At 69.3% G+C, this 18414-nt stretch carries 15 protein-coding genes; 1 reads left to right on the top strand and 14 read right to left on the bottom strand.

Annotated features, from left to right (window positions below; translation table 11 throughout):
* Position 1: 1 nt before the first annotated feature.
* The 12 genes from rpsC to rpsL all read right to left on the bottom strand — a co-directional run bounded on the left by rpsC (position 2) and on the right by rpsL (position 9106).
* The gene (gene rpsC / locus ACI79W_RS01680) at positions 2-913 is read right to left on the bottom strand and encodes a 30S ribosomal protein S3 (protein WP_456560344.1); all 912 of its coding nucleotides are present in this window, start codon (positions 911-913) and stop codon (positions 2-4) included.
* A complete protein-coding gene (gene rplV, locus ACI79W_RS01675; protein ID WP_456560343.1) occupies positions 913-1380 on the bottom strand; it encodes a 50S ribosomal protein L22 in 468 nt (155 codons plus the stop codon). The genes rpsC and rplV overlap by 1 nt, the downstream gene beginning before the upstream one ends.
* Positions 1381-1400: 20 nt before the next feature.
* Complete coding sequence (rpsS, locus tag ACI79W_RS01670; RefSeq protein WP_236825796.1) at positions 1401-1682, bottom strand: 30S ribosomal protein S19; 282 nt, start codon at positions 1680-1682, stop codon at positions 1401-1403.
* Between the two features lie 23 nt (positions 1683-1705).
* Complete coding sequence (rplB, locus tag ACI79W_RS01665; RefSeq protein WP_236825797.1) at positions 1706-2539, bottom strand: 50S ribosomal protein L2; 834 nt, start codon at positions 2537-2539, stop codon at positions 1706-1708.
* 44 nt (positions 2540-2583) lie between these two features.
* Positions 2584-2886 (bottom strand): 50S ribosomal protein L23, encoded by a 303-nt coding sequence (gene rplW, locus ACI79W_RS01660; RefSeq protein WP_456560342.1) that lies wholly within the window; start codon positions 2884-2886, stop codon positions 2584-2586.
* Positions 2883-3659: a 50S ribosomal protein L4 gene (gene rplD, locus ACI79W_RS01655; protein WP_456560341.1), complete on the bottom strand. Its 777-nt coding sequence runs from the start codon at positions 3657-3659 to the stop codon at positions 2883-2885. Before rplD ends, rplW begins: the two co-directional genes overlap by 4 nt.
* The gene (gene rplC, locus ACI79W_RS01650) at positions 3656-4321 is read right to left on the bottom strand and encodes a 50S ribosomal protein L3 (protein WP_456560340.1); all 666 of its coding nucleotides are present in this window, start codon (positions 4319-4321) and stop codon (positions 3656-3658) included. The genes rplD and rplC overlap by 4 nt, the downstream gene beginning before the upstream one ends.
* A gap of 15 nt (positions 4322-4336) precedes the next feature.
* The gene (rpsJ, locus tag ACI79W_RS01645; RefSeq protein ID WP_091929113.1) at positions 4337-4642 is read right to left on the bottom strand and encodes a 30S ribosomal protein S10; all 306 of its coding nucleotides are present in this window, start codon (positions 4640-4642) and stop codon (positions 4337-4339) included.
* Between the two features lie 152 nt (positions 4643-4794).
* Positions 4795-5988 carry an elongation factor Tu gene (gene tuf / locus ACI79W_RS01640; RefSeq protein WP_236825800.1) on the bottom strand — a complete coding sequence of 398 codons (1194 nt, stop codon included), beginning with the start codon at positions 5986-5988 and terminating at the stop codon, positions 4795-4797.
* 93 nt (positions 5989-6081) lie between these two features.
* The gene (gene fusA / locus ACI79W_RS01635; RefSeq protein ID WP_456560339.1) at positions 6082-8181 is read right to left on the bottom strand and encodes an elongation factor G; all 2100 of its coding nucleotides are present in this window, start codon (positions 8179-8181) and stop codon (positions 6082-6084) included.
* Positions 8182-8261: 80 nt separating this feature from the next.
* The gene (gene rpsG, locus ACI79W_RS01630; RefSeq protein WP_091929116.1) at positions 8262-8732 is read right to left on the bottom strand and encodes a 30S ribosomal protein S7; all 471 of its coding nucleotides are present in this window, start codon (positions 8730-8732) and stop codon (positions 8262-8264) included.
* Positions 8732-9106, bottom strand: a complete 375-nt coding sequence (gene rpsL / locus ACI79W_RS01625; protein WP_012950487.1) for a 30S ribosomal protein S12 — start codon at positions 9104-9106, stop codon at positions 8732-8734. Before rpsL ends, rpsG begins: the two co-directional genes overlap by 1 nt.
* A gap of 520 nt (positions 9107-9626) precedes the next feature.
* Here rpsL and ACI79W_RS01620 point away from each other — a divergent pair.
* Positions 9627-10667, top strand: a complete 1041-nt coding sequence (locus tag ACI79W_RS01620) for an LLM class F420-dependent oxidoreductase (RefSeq protein WP_456560338.1) — start codon at positions 9627-9629, stop codon at positions 10665-10667.
* Positions 10668-10766: 99 nt separating this feature from the next.
* Here ACI79W_RS01620 and ACI79W_RS01615 read toward each other — a convergent pair whose 3' ends face one another.
* A complete protein-coding gene (locus tag ACI79W_RS01615) occupies positions 10767-14672 on the bottom strand; it encodes a DNA-directed RNA polymerase subunit beta' (protein WP_456560337.1) in 3906 nt (1301 codons plus the stop codon).
* Between the two features lie 115 nt (positions 14673-14787).
* Positions 14788-18294, bottom strand: a complete 3507-nt coding sequence (gene rpoB, locus ACI79W_RS01610; protein ID WP_456560336.1) for a DNA-directed RNA polymerase subunit beta — start codon at positions 18292-18294, stop codon at positions 14788-14790.
* Between the last annotated feature and the right edge of the window lie 120 nt (positions 18295-18414).

The raw sequence follows: 18414 nt of genomic DNA, 5'->3' as shown, positions 1-18414 counted from the left end.
CTCAGCTCTCCGTGTTCTCGGTCGTCGCCTCGGCGGCGGCCGTGCCCTGCGGGCCGGCTGCCTCGGCGACGGTCTGCTCGGGAGCGACCTCACCGGAGGTCTGCGCGACGACGGCGTCCGTGGTGTCGGCCACCGGACCCGTCGTGGTCTCGGCGGCGGCGCGCCCGGCCTCGGTCCCACCCGCGGTGGTGCCCGACGAGCCCGAGCGGCGCTGGGGCCGCTGAGCGCGCTCACGGCGCTGCTGACGCTGGGCGAGGGCCTCGAGGGCCTCCCGCTCGGCGCGCGAGCCGCTGACGTCGCCCTTGTAGATCCACACCTTGACGCCGATGCGACCGAAGGTCGTGCGGGCCTCGTAGATGCCGTAGTCGATGTTCGCGCGGAGCGTGTGCAGGGGCACGCGGCCCTCGCGGTAGAACTCCGAGCGGCTCATCTCCGTACCGCCGAGGCGACCCGAGCACTGCACCCGGATGCCCTTGACCTGCGGGCTGCGCTGGGCCGACTGCATGGCCTTGCGCATCGCGCGGCGGAAGCTCACCCGGCTGGAGAGCTGCTCGGCGACGCCCTGGGCGACCAGCTGCGCGTCCGACTCGGGGTTCTTGACCTCGAGGATGTTCAGCTGCACCTGCTTGCCGGTCAGCTTCTCGAGCTCGCCGCGGATGCGGTCGGCCTCGGCGCCACGGCGGCCGATGACGATGCCCGGGCGGGCGGTGTGGATGTCGACGCGGACCCGGTCACGGGTGCGCTCGATCTCCACCTTGGAGATGCCGGCCCGCTCCATGCCCTTGGACATGAGCCTGCGGATCGCGACGTCTTCCTTGACGTAGTCCTTGTACAGCTTGTCCGCGTACCACCGGGACTTGTAGTCGGTGGTGATCCCGAGTCGGAACCCGTGCGGGTTGACCTTCTGACCCACTATCGGGTCCCTCCCCTCGTGTTGCTGGTGGACTGCTGGGTGGCCGGGCCCGACTGGCCGGTGTCCCGGCGCGCCTTGCGCGACTTCTGCGCGAGGACGGCGCTGCTGGCCACCTCGCTCACCTCGACGGTGATGTGGCTGGTCCGCTTGTTGATGCGGAACGCCCGGCCCTGCGCACGCGGACGGATCCGCTTGAGCGTCGGGCCCTCGTCGACGTACGCCGCGCTGACCACGAGTGCGGCCGGGTCCAGCTGCAGGTTGTGCTCGGCGTTCGCCACCGCGCTGGCGACGACCTTGGCGACCGGCTCACTGGCCGACTGCGGGGCGAAGCGCAGCAGCGCCAGGGCCTCGTCGGTCGGCAGGTAGCGGATCAGGTCCACCACGCGGCGGGCCTTCATGGGGGTCACGCGGACGAACCGGGCCGTAGCCCGGGCGACCGGCGCCTCCTGTCCCAACTGGGAAGTCATCTGAATCTCTCTCTACCCGGTCAGCCCCGCCGCGAGCGGCGGTCGTCCTTGACGTGCCCGCGGAAGGTGCGCGTGGGCGCGAACTCCCCGAGCTTGTGCCCGACCATCGCCTCGGTGACGAACACCGGCACGTGCTTGCGACCGTCGTGCACCGCGAGGGTGTGGCCGAGCATGTCCGGGATGATCGTCGAGCGGCGTGACCAGGTACGGATCACGTTCTTGGTGCCCTTGGCGTTCTGGGCGTCCACCTTGGCGAGCAGGTGGTCGTCGACGAACGGGCCCTTCTTCAGGCTGCGTGGCATATCTGTCGGACTCCTCTACCCGCTCAGCGCTTCTTGTTGGTGCGCCGGCGGCGCACGATCAGGGCGTCACTGGCCTTCCGCTTGCGCGTCCGGCCTTCCGGCTTGCCCTTCGGGTTCACCGGGTGGCGACCACCGGAGGTCTTGCCCTCACCACCACCGTGCGGGTGGTCCACCGGGTTCATGGCGACACCGCGGACGGTCGGGCGCTTGCCCTTCCACCGCATGCGACCGGCCTTGCCCCAGTTGATGTTCGACTGCTCGGCGTTGCCCACCTCGCCGACGGTCGCGCGGCAGCGCACGTCGACGTTGCGGATCTCGCCCGACGGCATGCGCAGCTGCGCGTACCGGCCCTCACGGGCGACCAGCTGGACGCTGGTCCCCGCGGATCGGGCGATCTTGGCGCCGCCACCGGGACGGAGCTCGATGGCGTGAACCACCGTGCCGACGGGGATGTTCCGCAGCGGCAGGTTGTTGCCGGGCTTGATGTCGGCGGCGGGGCCGCACTCCACCGTGTCGCCCTGCTTGAGCCGCGCCGGAGCGATGATGTAGCGCTTCTCGCCGTCGGCGAAGTGCAGGAGCGCGATCCGCGACGTGCGGTTCGGGTCGTACTCGATGTGCGCGACCTTGGCCGGCACGCCGTCCTTGTCGGCCCGGCGGAAGTCGATCACCCGGTACGCGCGCTTGTGCCCACCGCCCTGGTGGCGAGCGGTGACCTTCCCGTGCACGTTGCGCCCGCCACGACCGTGCAGCGGTCGGACCAGCGACTTCTCGGGGTGGTCTCGCGTGACCTCGGCGAAGTCGGCGACGCTGGAGCCGCGGCGGCCCGGCGTCGTCGGCTTGTACTTGCGGATAGCCATTGCTGACTCAGTCCTCTATCTCTGGTCCGAACGGTTCCGGCGCGTCAGGCGCCGGGACCACCGAAGATCTCGATGCGGTCGCCGGCAGCCACGGAGACGATGGCGCGCTTGGTGTCCTTGCGCTTGCCCATCTGCGCGCCGCGGCTGCGCTTGCGCTTGCCCTGGCGGTTGATCGTGTTCACGCCGAGGACCTTCACGTTGAAGATCTGCTCGACCGCGATCTTGATCTGCGTCTTGTTGGCATCCGGGCGCACGATGAACGTGTACTGGTTGCCGTCGAGCAGGCCGTAGCTCTTCTCGGAGATGACCGGGGCGAGCAGGACGTCCCGGGGGTCGCGGACGCTCATGCCTTCTCCTCGGTGGTCTCTTCGACGGTGCCCTCGCCGGCGGCGGGGGCGATGGACGGGACGCCACCGGGGATCTCGTGGGTGGCGAGGTCGGGCAGGTCGGCGCCGGAGCGCTTGCCCTTGGCCGGGCCCGCCACGAACTCCGCCAGCGCCGCCTCGGTGAAGACCACCTCGTCGGACACCAGCACGTCGTACGTGTTGAGCTGGCCGGCCTCGATCAGGTGCACCTCGGGCACGTTGCGCAGGCTCACCCAGTTGAGGACGTCGTCGCGGTCCAGGACCACGAGGACGCGCTTGGCCTGGGTGACGGCGTTCAGCGTCGCGAGGGCCGCCTTCGTCTTCGGCGCGTCGCCGTCGACGAACGCGGACACCACGTGCACCCGGCCCTCGCGGGCCCGGTCGGAGAGGGCACCGCGCAGGGCGGCGGCCTTCATCTTCTTCGGCGTCTTCTGCTCGTAGTTGCGCGGCTGCGGGCCGTGGACGGTGCCACCGCCGGCGAACTGCGGCGCGCGGGTCGAGCCCTGGCGAGCGCGGCCGGTGCCCTTCTGGCGGTACGGCTTGGCGCCACCACCGCTGACCTGGCCGCGCGTCTTGGTGGCGTGCGTGCCCTGGCGGGCGGCAGCCAGCTGCGCGACGACGACCTGGTGCATGAGGGAGACGTTCGCGCTGGCGTCGAAGAGCTCACCGGGCAGCGTGACGCTGCCGGAGGTCTCCCCCGCCGGGGTGCGGACGTCGACCTGGCGGTCGGTACGCGTCTCGGTCGATGAGGTCACTGGTTGTCACTCCCCACGGGGCCGCCCTTGACGGCCGAACGGACGAGCACGAGCCCGCCCTTCGGACCGGGGACGGCGCCCTTGATCAGCAGCAGACCGCGCTCGGTGTCCACCTTGTGGACGACCAGCGACAGGGTCGTGGTCTTGACCGCACCCATGCGGCCGGCCATGCGCAGGCCCTTGAAGACCCGGCCCGGCGTGGAGGCGCCACCGATGGAGCCCGGCGACCGGTGCTTGCGCTGGGTGCCGTGCGCCGCGCCGAGGCCCTTGAAGCCGTGACGCTTCATGACGCCGGCGGTGCCCTTGCCCTTGCTGGTGCCGATGACGTCGACCTTCGCGACGCCGTCGAACACCTCGGCGGTCAGCTCCTGGCCGACCGTGTAGCTCCCCGCATCGGAGGTGCGCAGCTCCACCAGGTGGCGCCGCGGCGTCACGCCCGCCTTGGTGAAGTGCCCGCCCTCGGGCCGGTTCACCTTGCGCGGGTCGATCTCACCGAACCCGAGCTGCACGGCCGAGTAGCCGTCCACCTCGGGGGTGCGCACCTGGGTCACCACACACGGACCCGCCTTGACGACGGTCACCGGCACGAGGCGGTTGTTCTCGTCGAAAACCTGGGTCATCCCCAGCTTCTCGCCGAGGAGACCACGGAATGTGCTCGCCATGTCTGCTGACTGCCCTTACTGGATGTTGACGTCGACCGAGGCCGGCAGGTCGATGCGCATGAGCGCGTCGACCGTCTTCGGCGTCGGGTCGAGGATGTCGATGAGCCGCTTGTGGGTCCGCATCTCGAAGTGCTCGAAGGAGTCCTTGTACTTGTGCGGAGACCGGATCACGGCGTACACGTTCTTCTCCGTCGGCAGCGGCACCGGGCCGACGACGCGCGCTCCGGTCTTCGTCACCGTGTCCACGATGCGCCGCGCCGAGGCGTCGATGGCCTCGTGGTCGTAGGCCTTCAGCCGGATGCGGATCTTCTGTCCCGCCATCGCCTGTTCTCGCTCCTGCCGATCGGTTGTGAAAGATCAAGTGGGTCTGCTGACCCGGTGGGTCCGAGGACCCGGGGGTGGCCCCGGCGGGTGATCCCGCGGAGCCCATGGCCGGGCGGCGGCCGGGTCCCCGGCCGCCGCCCGTCAGGGTGTTACTTGATGATCTTGGTGACGCGCCCGGCGCCCACGGTCCGGCCACCCTCGCGGATGGCGAACCGGAGCCCCTCCTCCATGGCGATGGGCTGGATGAGCTCCACCGTCATCTCGGTGTTGTCGCCCGGCATGACCATCTCGGTGCCGGCGGGCAGGGTCACGACGCCCGTCACGTCCGTCGTCCGGAAGTAGAACTGGGGACGGTAGTTGTTGAAGAACGGCGTGTGACGGCCACCCTCGTCCTTCGAGAGGATGTAGACCGAGCCCTCGAAGTTGGTGTGCGGGGTGATCGAACCGGGCTTCACGACGACCTGGCCGCGCTCCACGTCCTCGCGCTTGATACCGCGGAGGAGCAGACCCACGTTGTCGCCGGCCTGGCCCTGGTCGAGCAGCTTGCGGAACATCTCGACACCGGTGACGGTGGTCTTCGTCGAACCCTCGCGGATACCGACGATCTCGACCTCCTCGTTCACCTTGACGATGCCGCGCTCGACGCGACCGGTGACGACGGTGCCACGACCGGTGATCGTGAAGACGTCCTCGACGGGCATGAGGAACGGCTTGTCGATGTCGCGCTCCGGCTCGGGGATCGCGGTGTCGACGGCGTTCATCAGCTCCATGAGCTTGTCGCCCCACTCGGCGTCGCCCTCGAGCGCCTTCAGCGCCGAGACGCGGACCACGGGGACGTCGTCGCCCGGGAACTCGTACTCGGACAGCAGCTCGCGGACCTCGAGCTCGACGAGCTCCAGGATCTCCTCGTCGTCCACCATGTCGGCCTTGTTGAGGGCGACGACGATGTAGGGGACGCCGACCTGGCGGGCCAGGAGGACGTGCTCCTTGGTCTGCGGCATCGGGCCGTCGGTGGCGGCGACCACCAGGATCGCGCCGTCCATCTGGGCCGCACCGGTGATCATGTTCTTGATGTAGTCGGCGTGCCCGGGGCAGTCGACGTGCGCGTAGTGACGGTTCTCCGTCTGGTACTCGACGTGCGCGATCGAGATCGTGATGCCGCGGGCCTTCTCCTCGGGCGCCTTGTCGATCTGGTCGAAGGCGGACGCCTCGTTGAGGTCCGGGTACTTGTCGTGCAGGACCTTGGTGATCGCCGCGGTCAGCGTCGTCTTCCCGTGGTCGATGTGCCCGATGGTGCCGATGTTGACGTGCGGCTTGGTCCGCTCGAACTTGGCCTTGGCCACTGGGTTCCTCTCCTCGTGGTTACGCAGGTGGTGCGTGCTCTGGGGGTTGCGGGCTGTGCTCGGGGAGCGCGGGCGTGACCGCCCGCATTCCGGTTACTCGCCGGTCGCCTTGGCGATGATCTCCTTGGCGACGTTGGCCGGGACCTCGGCGTACGAGTCGAACACCATCGAGTAGCTCGCCCGTCCCTGGGTGCGGCTGCGCAGGTCGCCCACGTAGCCGAACATCTCCGACAGCGGGACCAGGGCCCGGACGACGCGGGCGCCGGAGCGCTCCTCCATCGCCTGGATGATCCCGCGGCGGGAGTTCAGGTCGCCGATGACGTCGCCCATGTTCTCCTCGGGCGTCGTGACCTCGACCGCCATCAGCGGCTCGAGCAGGGCCGGGTCGGCCTTGCGCGCAGCCTCCTTGAACGCGATCGACCCGGCGATCTTGAAGGCCATCTCCGAGGAGTCGACCTCGTGGTACTGGCCGTCGAGGAGGATCGCCTTGACGCCCACCATCGGGTAGCCGGCCAGCACGCCGTACTGCATGGCGTCCTGCATGCCCTGGTCGACCGAGGGGATGTACTCCTTCGGGACCCGGCCACCGGTGACCTTGTTCTCGAACTCGTAGGTCGCCGAGTCCGAACCCATCGGGAGCGGCTCGATCGCGATCTGGACCTTCGCGAACTGACCCGAACCACCGGTCTGCTTCTTGTGCGTGTAGTCGTACCGCTCGACGGCCTTGCGGATCGTCTCGCGGTAGGCCACCTGCGGCTTGCCGACGTTCGCCTCGACGTTGAACTCGCGGCGCATGCGGTCGACGAGGATCTCCAGGTGCAGCTCGCCCATGCCCGAGATGACCGTCTGACCGGTCTCCTCGTCGAGCTTGACCTGGAAGGTCGGGTCCTCCTCGGCGAGCTTCTGGATCGCGGTGCCGAGCTTCTCCTGGTCGCTCTTTGTCTTCGGCTCGATGGCGACCGAGATGACCGGCGCGGGGAACGTCATCGACTCGAGGATCACCGGCTTCTGCGGGTCGCAGAGGGTGTCACCCGTCGTCGTCTGCTTGAGGCCGTTGACCGCCACGATCTGGCCGGCGCCCACGCCCTCGCGCTCCTCGCGCTTGTTCGCGTGCATCTGGTAGATCTTGCCGACCCGCTCCTTGCGGTCCTTGGTGCTGTTCAGCACCGGGGACCCGGCGTCCAGCCGACCCGAGTAGACCCGGATGTAGGTCAGCTTCCCGAGGTGCTGGTCGGTCTGGATCTTGAACGCCAGCGCGGAGAACGGCTCGTCCTCGTCGGCGTGGCGCAGGACCTCGGTCTCGCCGTCCATGGCGGTGCCGACGATCGCCTCGACGTCCAGCGGGCTGGGCAGGTAGTCGGTGACCGCGTCGAGCAGGGGCTGCACACCCTTGTTCTTGAACGCGGTGCCCGTGAGGACCGGGTTCACCTGCGCGGCGATGGTCGCCTTGCGGATGGCGGCCTTGAGGCGCTCGACGGAGATCTCCTCGCCACCGAGGTAGGCCTCCATGAGCGAGTCGTCGAAGTCCGCGATGTTCTCGAGGAGCTTCTCGCGGTACTCGGCGGCCTGGTCGGCCAGCTCCGCGGGGATCTCCTCGACCGCGTAGTCCTCACCCATCTTGGTCTCGCCGCGCCAGGTGAGGGCACGCATCTGGACCAGGTCCACGACACCGATGAAGTCGGCCTCGGCACCGATGGGGAGCTGCAGCACCAGCGGGTTGGCCCCGAGGCGCTCGACCATCATGTCGACGCAGCGGAAGAAGTCGGCACCGGTTCGGTCGAGCTTGTTGACGAAGCACATGCGCGGGACGCCGTACTTCTCCGCCTGGCGCCAGACCTGCTCGGTCTGCGGCTCGACGCCGGCCACACCGTCGTACACGGCGACCGCACCGTCGAGCACCCGCAGCGACCGCTCCACCTCGACGGTGAAGTCGACGTGCCCGGGGGTGTCGATGATGTTGATGTCGAAGCCGTTCCAGGAGCACTTCGTCGCGGCCGACGTGATGGTGATGCCGCGCTCCTGCTCCTGCTCCATCCAGTCCATCGTGGCCGCGCCGTCGTGGACCTCACCGATCTTGTAGTTGATACCGGTGTAGAAGAGGATGCGCTCGGTCGTGGTGGTCTTGCCGGCGTCGATGTGCGCCATGATCCCGATGTTGCGGGTCCTGGCGAGCTGGGCCTCGTTGCTGGCCATTCCTTACTCCTCTTGCTGGTTGTCCGTGTGCGGGTGCCGGGGGTCGCCCGGGAGTCCCGCCGACGGCGGGCGCTGGTGCGTTACCAGCGGTAGTGCGCGAAGGCCTTGTTCGACTCGGCCATCTTGTGCGTGTCCTCGCGCCGCTTCACAGCAGCACCGAGACCGTTGCTCGCGTCGAGCAGCTCGTTCATCAGGCGCTCGGTCATCGTCTTCTCGCGGCGGGCCCGGCTGTACTGGATCAGCCAGCGCAGACCGAGGGTGGTGCTGCGGGAGGCGCGGACCTCGACCGGGACCTGGTAGGTCGCACCACCGACGCGGCGGCTGCGGACCTCGAGGGCCGGCTTCACGTTGTCCAGCGCGCGCTTGAGCGTGACGACCGGGTCGGTGTCGGTCTTGGCGCGGGCGCCCTCGAGGGCGCCGTAGACGATCGCCTCGGCGACCGAGCGCTTGCCGTCGACCAGCACCTTGTTCACCAGCTGGGTGACCAGCGGCGACTGGTACACCGGGTCGGCGACCAGCGGACGCTTCGGCGCGGGGCCCTTGCGCGGCATTAGCTCTTCTCCTTCTTCGCGCCGTAACGGCTGCGAGCCTGCTTGCGGTTGCGGACACCCTGGGTGTCCAGCGAGCCGCGGATGATCTTGTAGCGCACGCCCGGCAGGTCCTTCACGCGGCCGCCGCGCACGAGCACCATCGAGTGCTCCTGCAGGTTGTGGCCGACGCCCGGGATGTAGGCGGTCACCTCGATGCCACTGGTCAGGCGGACGCGAGCGACCTTGCGCAGCGCCGAGTTCGGCTTCTTCGGCGTCGTCGTGTACACGCGCGTGCAGACTCCGCGACGCTGGGGCGAACCCTTCAGCGCCGGGGTCTTGGTCTTCTCGACCTTGTCCTCGCGGCCCTTGCGGACCAGCTGGTTGATCGTGGGCATGGGTGGCCTGGATCTCCTACCTGCGCTGGGGTGGTGCTCGTCTGTTTGCTGCTCTGCGGGTGGTGCTGGGGTGCCGGCTCCTCGGGGAACCTCCCCGACCCCGGTCGTGTTCCTCGTCCGGTCCACGCGGTCGGGCGTGTTGCCCTTCCTCGGACCGGTCCGATGCCAGACCGAATTCGGTTGCCCCTCGCGACCCCGGCGCCGCCACCTTCCGGCGAGCCGGGAGGTGGTCCCCGATGTCCAGGAGGTTTGCCACCTCTGGTCACCCAGGCGCACCGCGAACGGGAGCAGGCCCAGGACACCCTGGGCACGGCTGACCACGATACCCGTGCCCGAACAGGCGGTCAAAGCCGGGTCCCTCACACCGGTCGACACGTCGACCGGAGGGCCGGTCGGCGACCCGGGTGGTCGGGAGACTACCGCCGGCCGGGAGCCCGCGGCAGGTCCCAGGCTCCCCCGCGCGGCGACCGCTACCGTGCGGTGGGCGCCAACGGTGGCGCCGCGGAGCAGAGGAGCGCACGTGCGGATCGGCATCCAGGCCAGCTACAGCGGCGGTTTCCAGGAGACGGCGGCGGAGATCCGCGACCTGGAGTCCGCCGGCCTCGACCTCGCCATGGTGGCCGAGGTCTACACCTTCGACGCGGTGAGCCAGCTGGGCTACCTCGCGGCGGTGACCGAGCGCGTGGAGCTGCTCAGCGGCATCCTGCCCATCTACAGCCGGACCCCCGCGCTGACGGCCATGACCGCCGCCGGGCTGGACTTCGTCTCCGGCGGCCGGTTCACGCTGGGCCTGGGCGCGTCCGGCCCGCAGGTGATCGAGGGCTGGCACGGCCTGCCCTACGACGCCCCCCTGCAGCGCACCCGGGAGATCGTCGAGATCTGCCGCCAGGTGTGGCGCCGCGAGCGGCTGCAGCACGAGGGGAAGAAGTACTCGATCCCGCTGCCGGCCGAGCAGGGCACGGGCCTCGGCAAGCCGCTGAAGCTGATCAACACCCCGGTACGAGAGCGGATCCCGGTGATGCTCGCGGCGCTCGGCCCCAAGAACGTGGAGCTGGCCGCCGAGATCGCCGAGGCCTGGGAGCCTATCTTCTTCGTCCCGGAGAAGGCGGCCTCGGTCTGGGGCGACTCGCTGGCCGCCGGGAAGGCCAAGCGCGACGCGGCGCTGGGCGAGCTGCAGGTCATCACGGGCGTCCCCGTGGCGATCGGTGACGACGTCGAGCCGCTGCTGGACCTCGTGCGACCCTCCCTCGCCCTGTACATCGGGGGCATGGGCGCCCGCGGCAGGAACTTCTACAACGACCTCGCCGTCCGCTACGGCTACGAGGCCGAGGCGAAGACGATCCAGGACCTCTACCTGGACGGGAAGAAGGAGGAGGCGGCCGCCGCGGTGCCCGACGAGCTGGTGCGGGCGTCGTCCCTGATCGGGTCCGAGGGGTACGTCGCCGAGCGGATCGCCGCGTTCGCCGAGGCCGGCGTCACCACGCTGATGCTGCAGCCGCTGGACGGCAGCCGCGAGGCCCGCCTGCGCACCGTCGAGACGATGAAGCGCCTCGCCGGCTGAGGCGGTGTCCGGGTGAGCTGATCGTCACGCCCGGCCCGGCGCGCGAAAGGGCCCCCGAGTCCGAGACTCGGGGGCCCTTTCGTCACTGCCTACCGGGGATCAGCCCCGCCAGTCGTACTCCTCGAGGCGGACGGCCTCGCCGGTGCCCTGGCCGAAGACGTCCGGGCTGTAGTACTGCCCGTCCTCGTAGCCGGCCATGGTGTAGACGGCGGCGCGCGCCTCCTCGGTCGGCTCGACCGTGATGTTCCGGTAGCGGCTGATGCCCGTACCCGCCGGGATCAGCTTTCCGATGATCACGTTCTCCTTGAGGCCGAGCAGGCTGTCGCTCTTGCCCTGGATCGCGGCATCCGTGAGCACCTTGGTCGTCTCCTGGAAGGAGGCGGCCGACAGCCACGACTCGGTCGCGAGCGAGGCCTTGGTGATGCCCATGAGCACCGGACGGGCCGAGGCCGGCTCGCCGCCCTCGGCGACGACGCGACGGTTCTCCGTCTCGAACAGCGTCCGCTCGACCAGCGCACCGGGCAGGAACTCCGTCGCGCCCGAGTCGATGATGGTCACCCGCTTCAGCATCTGGCGGATGATCACCTCGATGTGCTTGTCGTGGATCGACACACCCTGGCTCCGGTAGACCTCCTGGACCTCGCGGACCAGGTGCAGCTGCACCTCGCGCGGGCCCATGATCCGCAGCACCTCGTGCGGGTCGACCGCACCCTCGGTGAGCTGCTCGCCGACCTCGACGTGGGCGCCGTCCTCGACCCGCAGCCGCGAGCGACGCGACAGCTTGTCGTAGACGACCTCGTCGGAGCCGTCGTCCGGCGTGATGGTGAGCTTGCGGAACTGCTCGCCGTCCTCGATCCGGACCGTGCCGGCCAGCTCGGCGATCGGGGCCTTGCCCTTGGGGACGCGGGCCTCGAAGAGCTCCACCACACGCGGCAGACCGTGGGTGATGTCCTCACCCGCCACACCACCGGTGTGGAAGGTGCGCATCGTCAGCTGGGTGCCGGGCTCACCGATCGACTGGGCGGCGATGATGCCGACCGCCTCGCCGACGTCCACCAGCTTGCCGGTCGCCAGCGAGCGGCCGTAGCAGGTGGCGCAGGTGCCGAGCAGCGACTCGCAGGTCAGGACGCAGCGGACCTTGACCTCCGCGACGCCGGCGTCGACCAGCTGCTGGATGAGCACGTCGCCCAGGTCGGCGTTGGCCGGGGCGATGACCGTCCCGTCCTCGGCGACCACGTCGGCCGAGAGCGCGCGGGCGTAGACGCTGGTCTCCACGTGGGGGTCACGGGTGACCACGCCGTCGACCAGCGTGCCGATCGGCATGAGGACGCCGCGGTCGGTGCCGCAGTCCTCCTCGCGGATGATGACGTCCTGCGAGACGTCCACCAGACGACGGGTGAGGTACCCGGAGTCGGCGGTCCGCAGCGCGGTGTCGGCCAGACCCTTGCGGGCACCGTGCGTGGAGATGAAGTACTCCAGCACGGACAGACCCTCCCGGAAGTTGGCCTTGATCGGCCGCGGGATGATCTCGCCCTTGGGGTTGGCGACCAGACCGCGCATACCGGCGATCTGGCTGATCTGCATCATGTTGCCTCGGGCGCCCGAGTTGACCATCACCCAGACCGGGTTGGTGGTCGGGAAGTTGTCGACCATCGCCTGGCTGACCTCGGCCCGCGCGCGGGTCCAGATCTCGATCAGCTCGCCACGACGCTCGGCGTCGGTGATGACGCCGCGCTCGTACTGCTTCTCGATCTTGGCCGCCTCGGCCTCGTGCCGGTCGAGGATCTCCTGCTTGACCGGCGGCGTGACGACGTCGTCGATGGCGATGGTGACGCCCGACCGCGTGGCCCAGCGGAACCCGGCCGCCTTGAGGGCGTCCAGCGTCGCCGCCACCTGCACCTTGGGGTAGCGCTCGGCGAGGTCGTTGACGATCGCCCCGAGCTCCTTCTTCGGCACCTGGTAGTTGACGAAGCGGTAGTCCTCTGGCAGGGCCTCGTTGAACAGCACCCGGCCCAGGCTGGTCTCGACGATGGCGGGCTGACCCGGCGTCCAGTCCTCCGGCTGCTCCCACGGCTCGTTGACCTTGCCGTTGTCGACGCCGAACACCTCGTCGAGCCGGATGTAGGCCCGCTCCTGCAGCGCCAGGGCACCCATGTCGAAGGCCATGAGCGCCTCGGCCGCCGAGGCGTAGGCCGCCGGCTTGCCACCGTCCGCCTCGTGCCGCGAGGGGACCAGGGTCGTCAGGTGGTACAGGCCCAGCACCATGTCCTGGGTCGGCGCGGTGATCGGACGACCGTCGGCCGGGCTCAGGATGTTGTTCGAGCTCAGCATCAGGATGCGGGCCTCGGCCTGGGCCTCGGCCGACAGCGGCAGGTGCACCGCCATCTGGTCACCGTCGAAGTCCGCGTTGAACGCGGTGCAGACCAGCGGGTGGATCTGGATGGCCTTGCCCTCGACCAGCTGCGGCTCGAAGGCCTGGATGCCCAGGCGGTGCAGCGTCGGCGCCCGGTTCAGCAGGACCGGGTGCTCGGTGATGACCTCCTCGAGCACGTCCCAGACGACGGGGCGGGCGCGCTCGACCATCCGCTTGGCGGACTTGATGTTCTGCGCGTGGTTGAGGTCGACCAGCCGCTTCATCACGAACGGCTTGAACAGCTCCAGCGCCATCTGCTTGGGCAGACCGCACTGGTGCAGCTTCAGCTGCGGGCCGACGACGATGACCGAACGGCCCGAGTAGTCGACGCGCTTGCCGAGCAGGTTCTGGCGGAACCGGCCCTGCTTGCCCTTGAGCAGGTCGCTCAGGGACTTCAGGGGACGGTTCCCCGGCCCGGTGACCGGCCGTCCGCGGCGCCCGTTGTCGAACAGCGCGTCCACGGACTCCTGGAGCATCCGCTTCTCGTTGTTCACGATGATCTCGGGGGCGCCGAGGTCCAGCAGGCGCTTCAGCCGGTTGTTCCGGTTGATCACGCGGCGGTACAGGTCGTTCATGTCGCTGGTCGCGAAGCGGCCACCGTCGAGCTGCACCATCGGGCGCAGGTCCGGCGGGATGACCGGGACGCAGTCCAGCACCATGCCCATGGGCGAGTTGCGGGTCTGCTGGAACGCCGCGACGACCTTGAGCCGCTTCAGGGCCCGCAGCTTGCGCTGGCCCTTGCCGCTGCGGATGGTCTCGCGCAGCGAGGCGGCCTCGGCGTCGAGGTCGAAGCCGGCGAGCAGCTTCTGCAGCGCCGCGGCGCCCATGCCGCCCTCGAAGTACTCGCCGAAGCGGTCCCGCAGCTCGCGGTAGAGGCCCTCGTCGGCGATGAGCTGCTTGACCTCGAGCTTGCGGAAGGTGTCCATCACCTCGTCGAGGCGGTCGATCTCCCGCTGGGCGCGGTCGCGCAGCTGGCGCATCTCGCGCTCGCCGCCCTCGCGGACCTTGCGGCGGACGTCGGACTTGGCGCCCTCGGCCTCGAGCTCGGCGAGGTCGGCCTCCAGCTTCTGCTGGCGAGCCTCCACGTCGGCGTCGCGCCGGTTCTCCAGGTTCGACTTCTCGGCGCTGATCTCGGCCTCGATGGTCGGGAGGTCGCGGTGGCGCGCCTCGTCGTCGACCGAGGTGATCATGTAGGCCGCGAAGTAGATGATCTTCTCGAGGTCCTTGGGCGCCAGGTCGAGCAGGTAGCCCAGGCGGGAGGGCACACCCTTGAAGAACCAGATGTGGGTGACCGGCGCGGCCAGCTCGATGTGGCCCATCCGCTCACGACGCACCTTGGCGCGGGTGACCTCGACGCCGCAGCGCTCGCAGATGATGCCCTTGAACCGGACGCGCTTGTACTTGCCGCAGTAGCACTCCCAGTCCCGCGTGGGACCGAAGATCTTCTCGCAGAAGAGACCGTCCTTCTCCGGACGCAGGGTCCGGTAGTTGATGGTCTCGGGCTTCTTCACCTCACCGTGGCTCCACTGGCGGATGTCGTCGCCGGTGGCCAGCCCGATGCGGAGCTCGTCGAAGAAGTTGACGTCGAGCAAGGTGTGACCCCTTTCAGGGGATCGGTACTGCACTTTGACTGAAAAGGCTTGGTTGGAAAGGCCCCCTCCCCGGGGTCCCCTGAGCGTGCGAAGGGGTCCGGGGAGGGGTCCTCTCTCAGACGTCCTCGACGGAGCTCGGCTCGCGGCGGGACAGGTCGATGCCCAGCTCCTCCGCGGCCCGGAAGACCTCGTCGTCGGTGTCGCGCAGCTCGATCGCCTGCCCGTCACCGGAGAGCACCTCGACGTTGAGGCAGAGCGACTGCAGCTCCTTGAGCAGCACCTTGAACGACTCGGGGATGCCCGGCTCGGGGATGTTCTCGCCCTTGACGATCGCCTCGTACACCTTCACGCGGCCGAGGATGTCGTCGGACTTGATGGTGAGCAGCTCCTGCAGCGCGTAGGCCGCGCCGTAGGCCTGCATCGCCCAGCACTCCATCTCGCCGAAGCGCTGGCCACCGAACTGCGCCTTACCACCCAGCGGCTGCTGCGTGATCATCGAGTAGGGGCCGGTCGAGCGGGCGTGGATCTTGTCGTCGACCAGGTGCAGCAGCTTCAGGATGTAGACGTAGCCCACCGAGATCGGCTCCGGGAACGGCTCCCCGGAGCGGCCGTCGAAGAGCCGCGCCTTGCCGGTCGGCTGCACCATCCGGTTGCCGTCGCGGTTCGGGACCGTCGACCCGAGCAGGCCGATGATCTCGTCCTCCTTGGCGCCGTCGAACACCGGCGTCGCGGTCCGGGTCCCGGGGGCCGCCGACTTCGCGGCCTCGGGCAGGTTCTTCGCCCAGTCCGGGTCGCCGTTGACCTCCCAGCCCTGCTTGGCGATCCAGCCGAGGTGGGTCTCCAGCACCTGGCCGACGTTCATGCGGCCGGGCACGCCGAGCGGGTTGAGGACGATGTCCACCGGGGTGCCGTCCTCGAGGAACGGCATGTCCTCCTGCGGCAGGATCTTCGAGATGACGCCCTTGTTGCCGTGGCGCCCGGCGAGCTTGTCGCCGTCGGAGATCTTGCGCATCTGGGCGACGTAGACCCGGATGAGCTCGTTGACGCCGGCGGGCAGCTCGTCGCCGTCCTCGCGCGAGAACACGCGGACGCCGATGACCTTGCCGGACTCACCGTGCTTGACCTTCAGCGACGTGTCGCGGACCTCGCGGGCCTTCTCGCCGAAGATCGCGCGCAGCAGCCGCTCCTCGGGGGTCAGCTCGGTCTCGCCCTTGGGCGTCACCTTGCCGACGAGGATGTCGCCGGGGACGACCTCGGCACCGATGCGGATGATGCCGCGCTCGTCCAGGTCGGCCAGCACGTCCTCGGAGACGTTCGGGATGTCCCGGGTGATCTCCTCGGCACCGAGCTTGGTGTCGCGGGCGTCGACCTCGAACTCCTCGATGTGGATCGAGGACAGGACGTCGTCCTGCACGAGGCGCTGCGACAGGATGATCGCGTCCTCGTAGTTGTGGCCCTCCCACGGCATGAAGGCGACGAGCAGGTTCTTGCCCAGCGCCATCTCGCCCTGGTCGGTGCAGGGGCCGTCGGCGATGACCTGGCCGACCTCGACGCGCTGGCCCTCGTCGACGACGGGGGTCTGGTTGATCGAGGTGCCCTGGTTCGAGCGGCGGAACTTCAGCAGCCGGTAGGTCTGCCGGGTGCCGTCGTCGGCCATGACGGTGATGTAGTCGGCGGTGGAGTCCTCGACCACACCGGCCTTCTCCGCGACGACGACGTCGCCGGCGTCGACCGCGGCGCGCAGCTCCATGCCGGTGCCGACGAGCGGCGCCTCGCTGCGGAGCAGCGGCACCGCCTGGCGCTGCATGTTGGCGCCCATGAGCGCGCGGTTGGCGTCGTCGTGCTCCAGGAACGGGATCATCGCGGTCGCGACCGAGGTCATCTGCCGCGGCGAGACGTCCATGTAGTCGACCTGCTCGGGCGAGAGGTAGTCGACCTCGCCGCCCTTGGTGCGGACCAGGACGCGGTCCTCGGCCAGGCGGCCCTGCGCGTCGAGCGGGCTGTTGGCCTGCGCGACGACGAAGCGGTCCTCCTCGTCGGCGGTCAGGTAGTCGATCTGGGTGGTGACCTGGCCGTTCTCGACCTTGCGGTACGGCGTCTCGATGAAGCCGAAGGCGTTGACCCGGCCGAACGAGGAGAGCGAGCCGATGAGGCCGATGTTCGGGCCTTCCGGCGTCTCGATCGGGCACATGCGGCCGTAGTGGCTCGGGTGGACGTCCCGGACCTCCATGCCGGCCCGCTCACGGGACAGACCACCGGGGCCCAACGCCGACAGGCGGCGCTTGTGGGTCAGGCCCGCGAGCGGGTTGGTCTGGTCCATGAACTGGGACAGCTGGCTGGTGCCGAAGAACTCCTTGATGGAGGCGACGACCGGCCGGATGTTGATCAGCGTCTGCGGCGTGATCGCCTCGACGTCCTGGGTGGTCATGCGCTCGCGGACCACGCGCTCCATGCGGGAGAGGCCGACCCGGATCTGGTTCTGGATCAGCTCCCCGACGGTGCGCAGGCGGCGGTTGCCGAAGTGGTCGATGTCGTCCACACCGTGGTCGGGCTCGCCGGCGTGCAGGCGCACGACGTACTCGATGGTGGCGACGATGTCGTCCTCGGTCAGCGTGCTGGTGCTCTGCGGCACCTCGACGCCCAGCTTCTTGTTGACCTTGTACCGGCCCACCTTGGCCAGGTCGTAGCGCTTCGGGTTGAAGAACAGGTTCTCCAGCAGCGCCTGCGCCGACTCGCGCGTCGGCGGCTCGCCCGGCCGCAGCTTGCGGTAGATGTCGAGCAGTGCCTCGTCCTGGCCGGCGATGTGGTCCTTCTCCAGGGTGGCGAGGACGGTCGGCGACCACTGGAAGTGCTCGCGGATGCGGTCCTCGGTCCAGCCCAGCGCCTTGAGCAGCACGGTGACCGGCTGGCGGCGCTTGCGGTCGATGCGCACGCCCACGGTGTCGCGCTTGTCGACGTCGAACTCCAGCCACGCACCGCGGCTGGGGATGACCTTGGCGCTGAAGACGTCCTTGTCCGACGTCTTGTCCAGGGTCTTGTCGAAGTAGACACCCGGGCTGCGGACCAGCTGCGAGACGACCACGCGCTCGGTCCCGTTGATGACGAAGGTGCCCTTGTTCGTCATGATCGGGAAGTCGCCCATGAACACCGTCTGCGACTTGATCTCGCCGGTGGTGTTGTTCATGAACTCCGCGGTGACGAACAGCGGCGCCGCGTAGGTCATGTCCTTGTCCTTGCACTCCTCGAGGGACGCCTTGACGTCCTCGAAGCGCGGGTTGGAGAAGGACAGCGACATCGAGCCGCTGAAGTCCTCGATCGGCGAGATCTCCTCGAGGATCTCGGCCAGCCCGCCGACGGCGTCGGCCTGCTCCTCCGGCGACAGCGTGGCCCGCCACTCGGGGCTGCCCACGAGCCAGTCGAAGGAAGCGGTCTGGAGCGCCAGGAGGTCGGGGACCTCGAGCGGCTCGGAGATCTTGGCGAACGAGACGCGCAGCGGCGCGCCGGGGATCTTCTGCTGGTCGGCCTCGCCGGTGCGGGGACCGTCCTGCGGGACCGGGGTGGTCTGGGTGGTGCCGGACTCGGTGGTGCCGGGGGTGATGCTGGTGGGGCGAGAGCCTGCCAAGATGCGTCCTTCCAAGGACCTCACGACGTGCGGGCGGTGGGCTGCGGGGTCGTCCTGGGTCGTCGTCGGTGATGGCGAGGCTGTCCGCGACGGCCGCGATCGCTCGCCGCACAGGTCAGC

The organism is Blastococcus sp. SYSU DS0533 (assembly GCF_054050775.1).
The sequence above is the reverse complement of the archived record's forward strand: the minus strand, read 5'-3'. Positions and strand labels throughout refer to the sequence as shown.

Coding starts and splice junctions, on each gene's coding strand:
- rpsG (WP_091929116.1), bottom strand. CDS start 8,732: ATGCCGCGCAAGGGCCCCGCGCCGAAGCGTCCGCTGGTCGCCGACCCG.
- rpsL (WP_012950487.1), bottom strand. CDS start 9,106: ATGCCCACGATCAACCAGCTGGTCCGCAAGGGCCGCGAGGACAAGGTC.
- fusA (WP_456560339.1), bottom strand. CDS start 8,181: ATGGCCAGCAACGAGGCCCAGCTCGCCAGGACCCGCAACATCGGGATC.
- rplC (WP_456560340.1), bottom strand. CDS start 4,321: ATGGCGAGCACATTCCGTGGTCTCCTCGGCGAGAAGCTGGGGATGACC.
- rpsS (WP_236825796.1), bottom strand. CDS start 1,682: ATGCCACGCAGCCTGAAGAAGGGCCCGTTCGTCGACGACCACCTGCTC.
- rpsJ (WP_091929113.1), bottom strand. CDS start 4,642: ATGGCGGGACAGAAGATCCGCATCCGGCTGAAGGCCTACGACCACGAG.
- rplW (WP_456560342.1), bottom strand. CDS start 2,886: ATGAGCGTCCGCGACCCCCGGGACGTCCTGCTCGCCCCGGTCATCTCC.
- rplV (WP_456560343.1), bottom strand. CDS start 1,380: ATGACTTCCCAGTTGGGACAGGAGGCGCCGGTCGCCCGGGCTACGGCC.
- rplB (WP_236825797.1), bottom strand. CDS start 2,539: ATGGCTATCCGCAAGTACAAGCCGACGACGCCGGGCCGCCGCGGCTCC.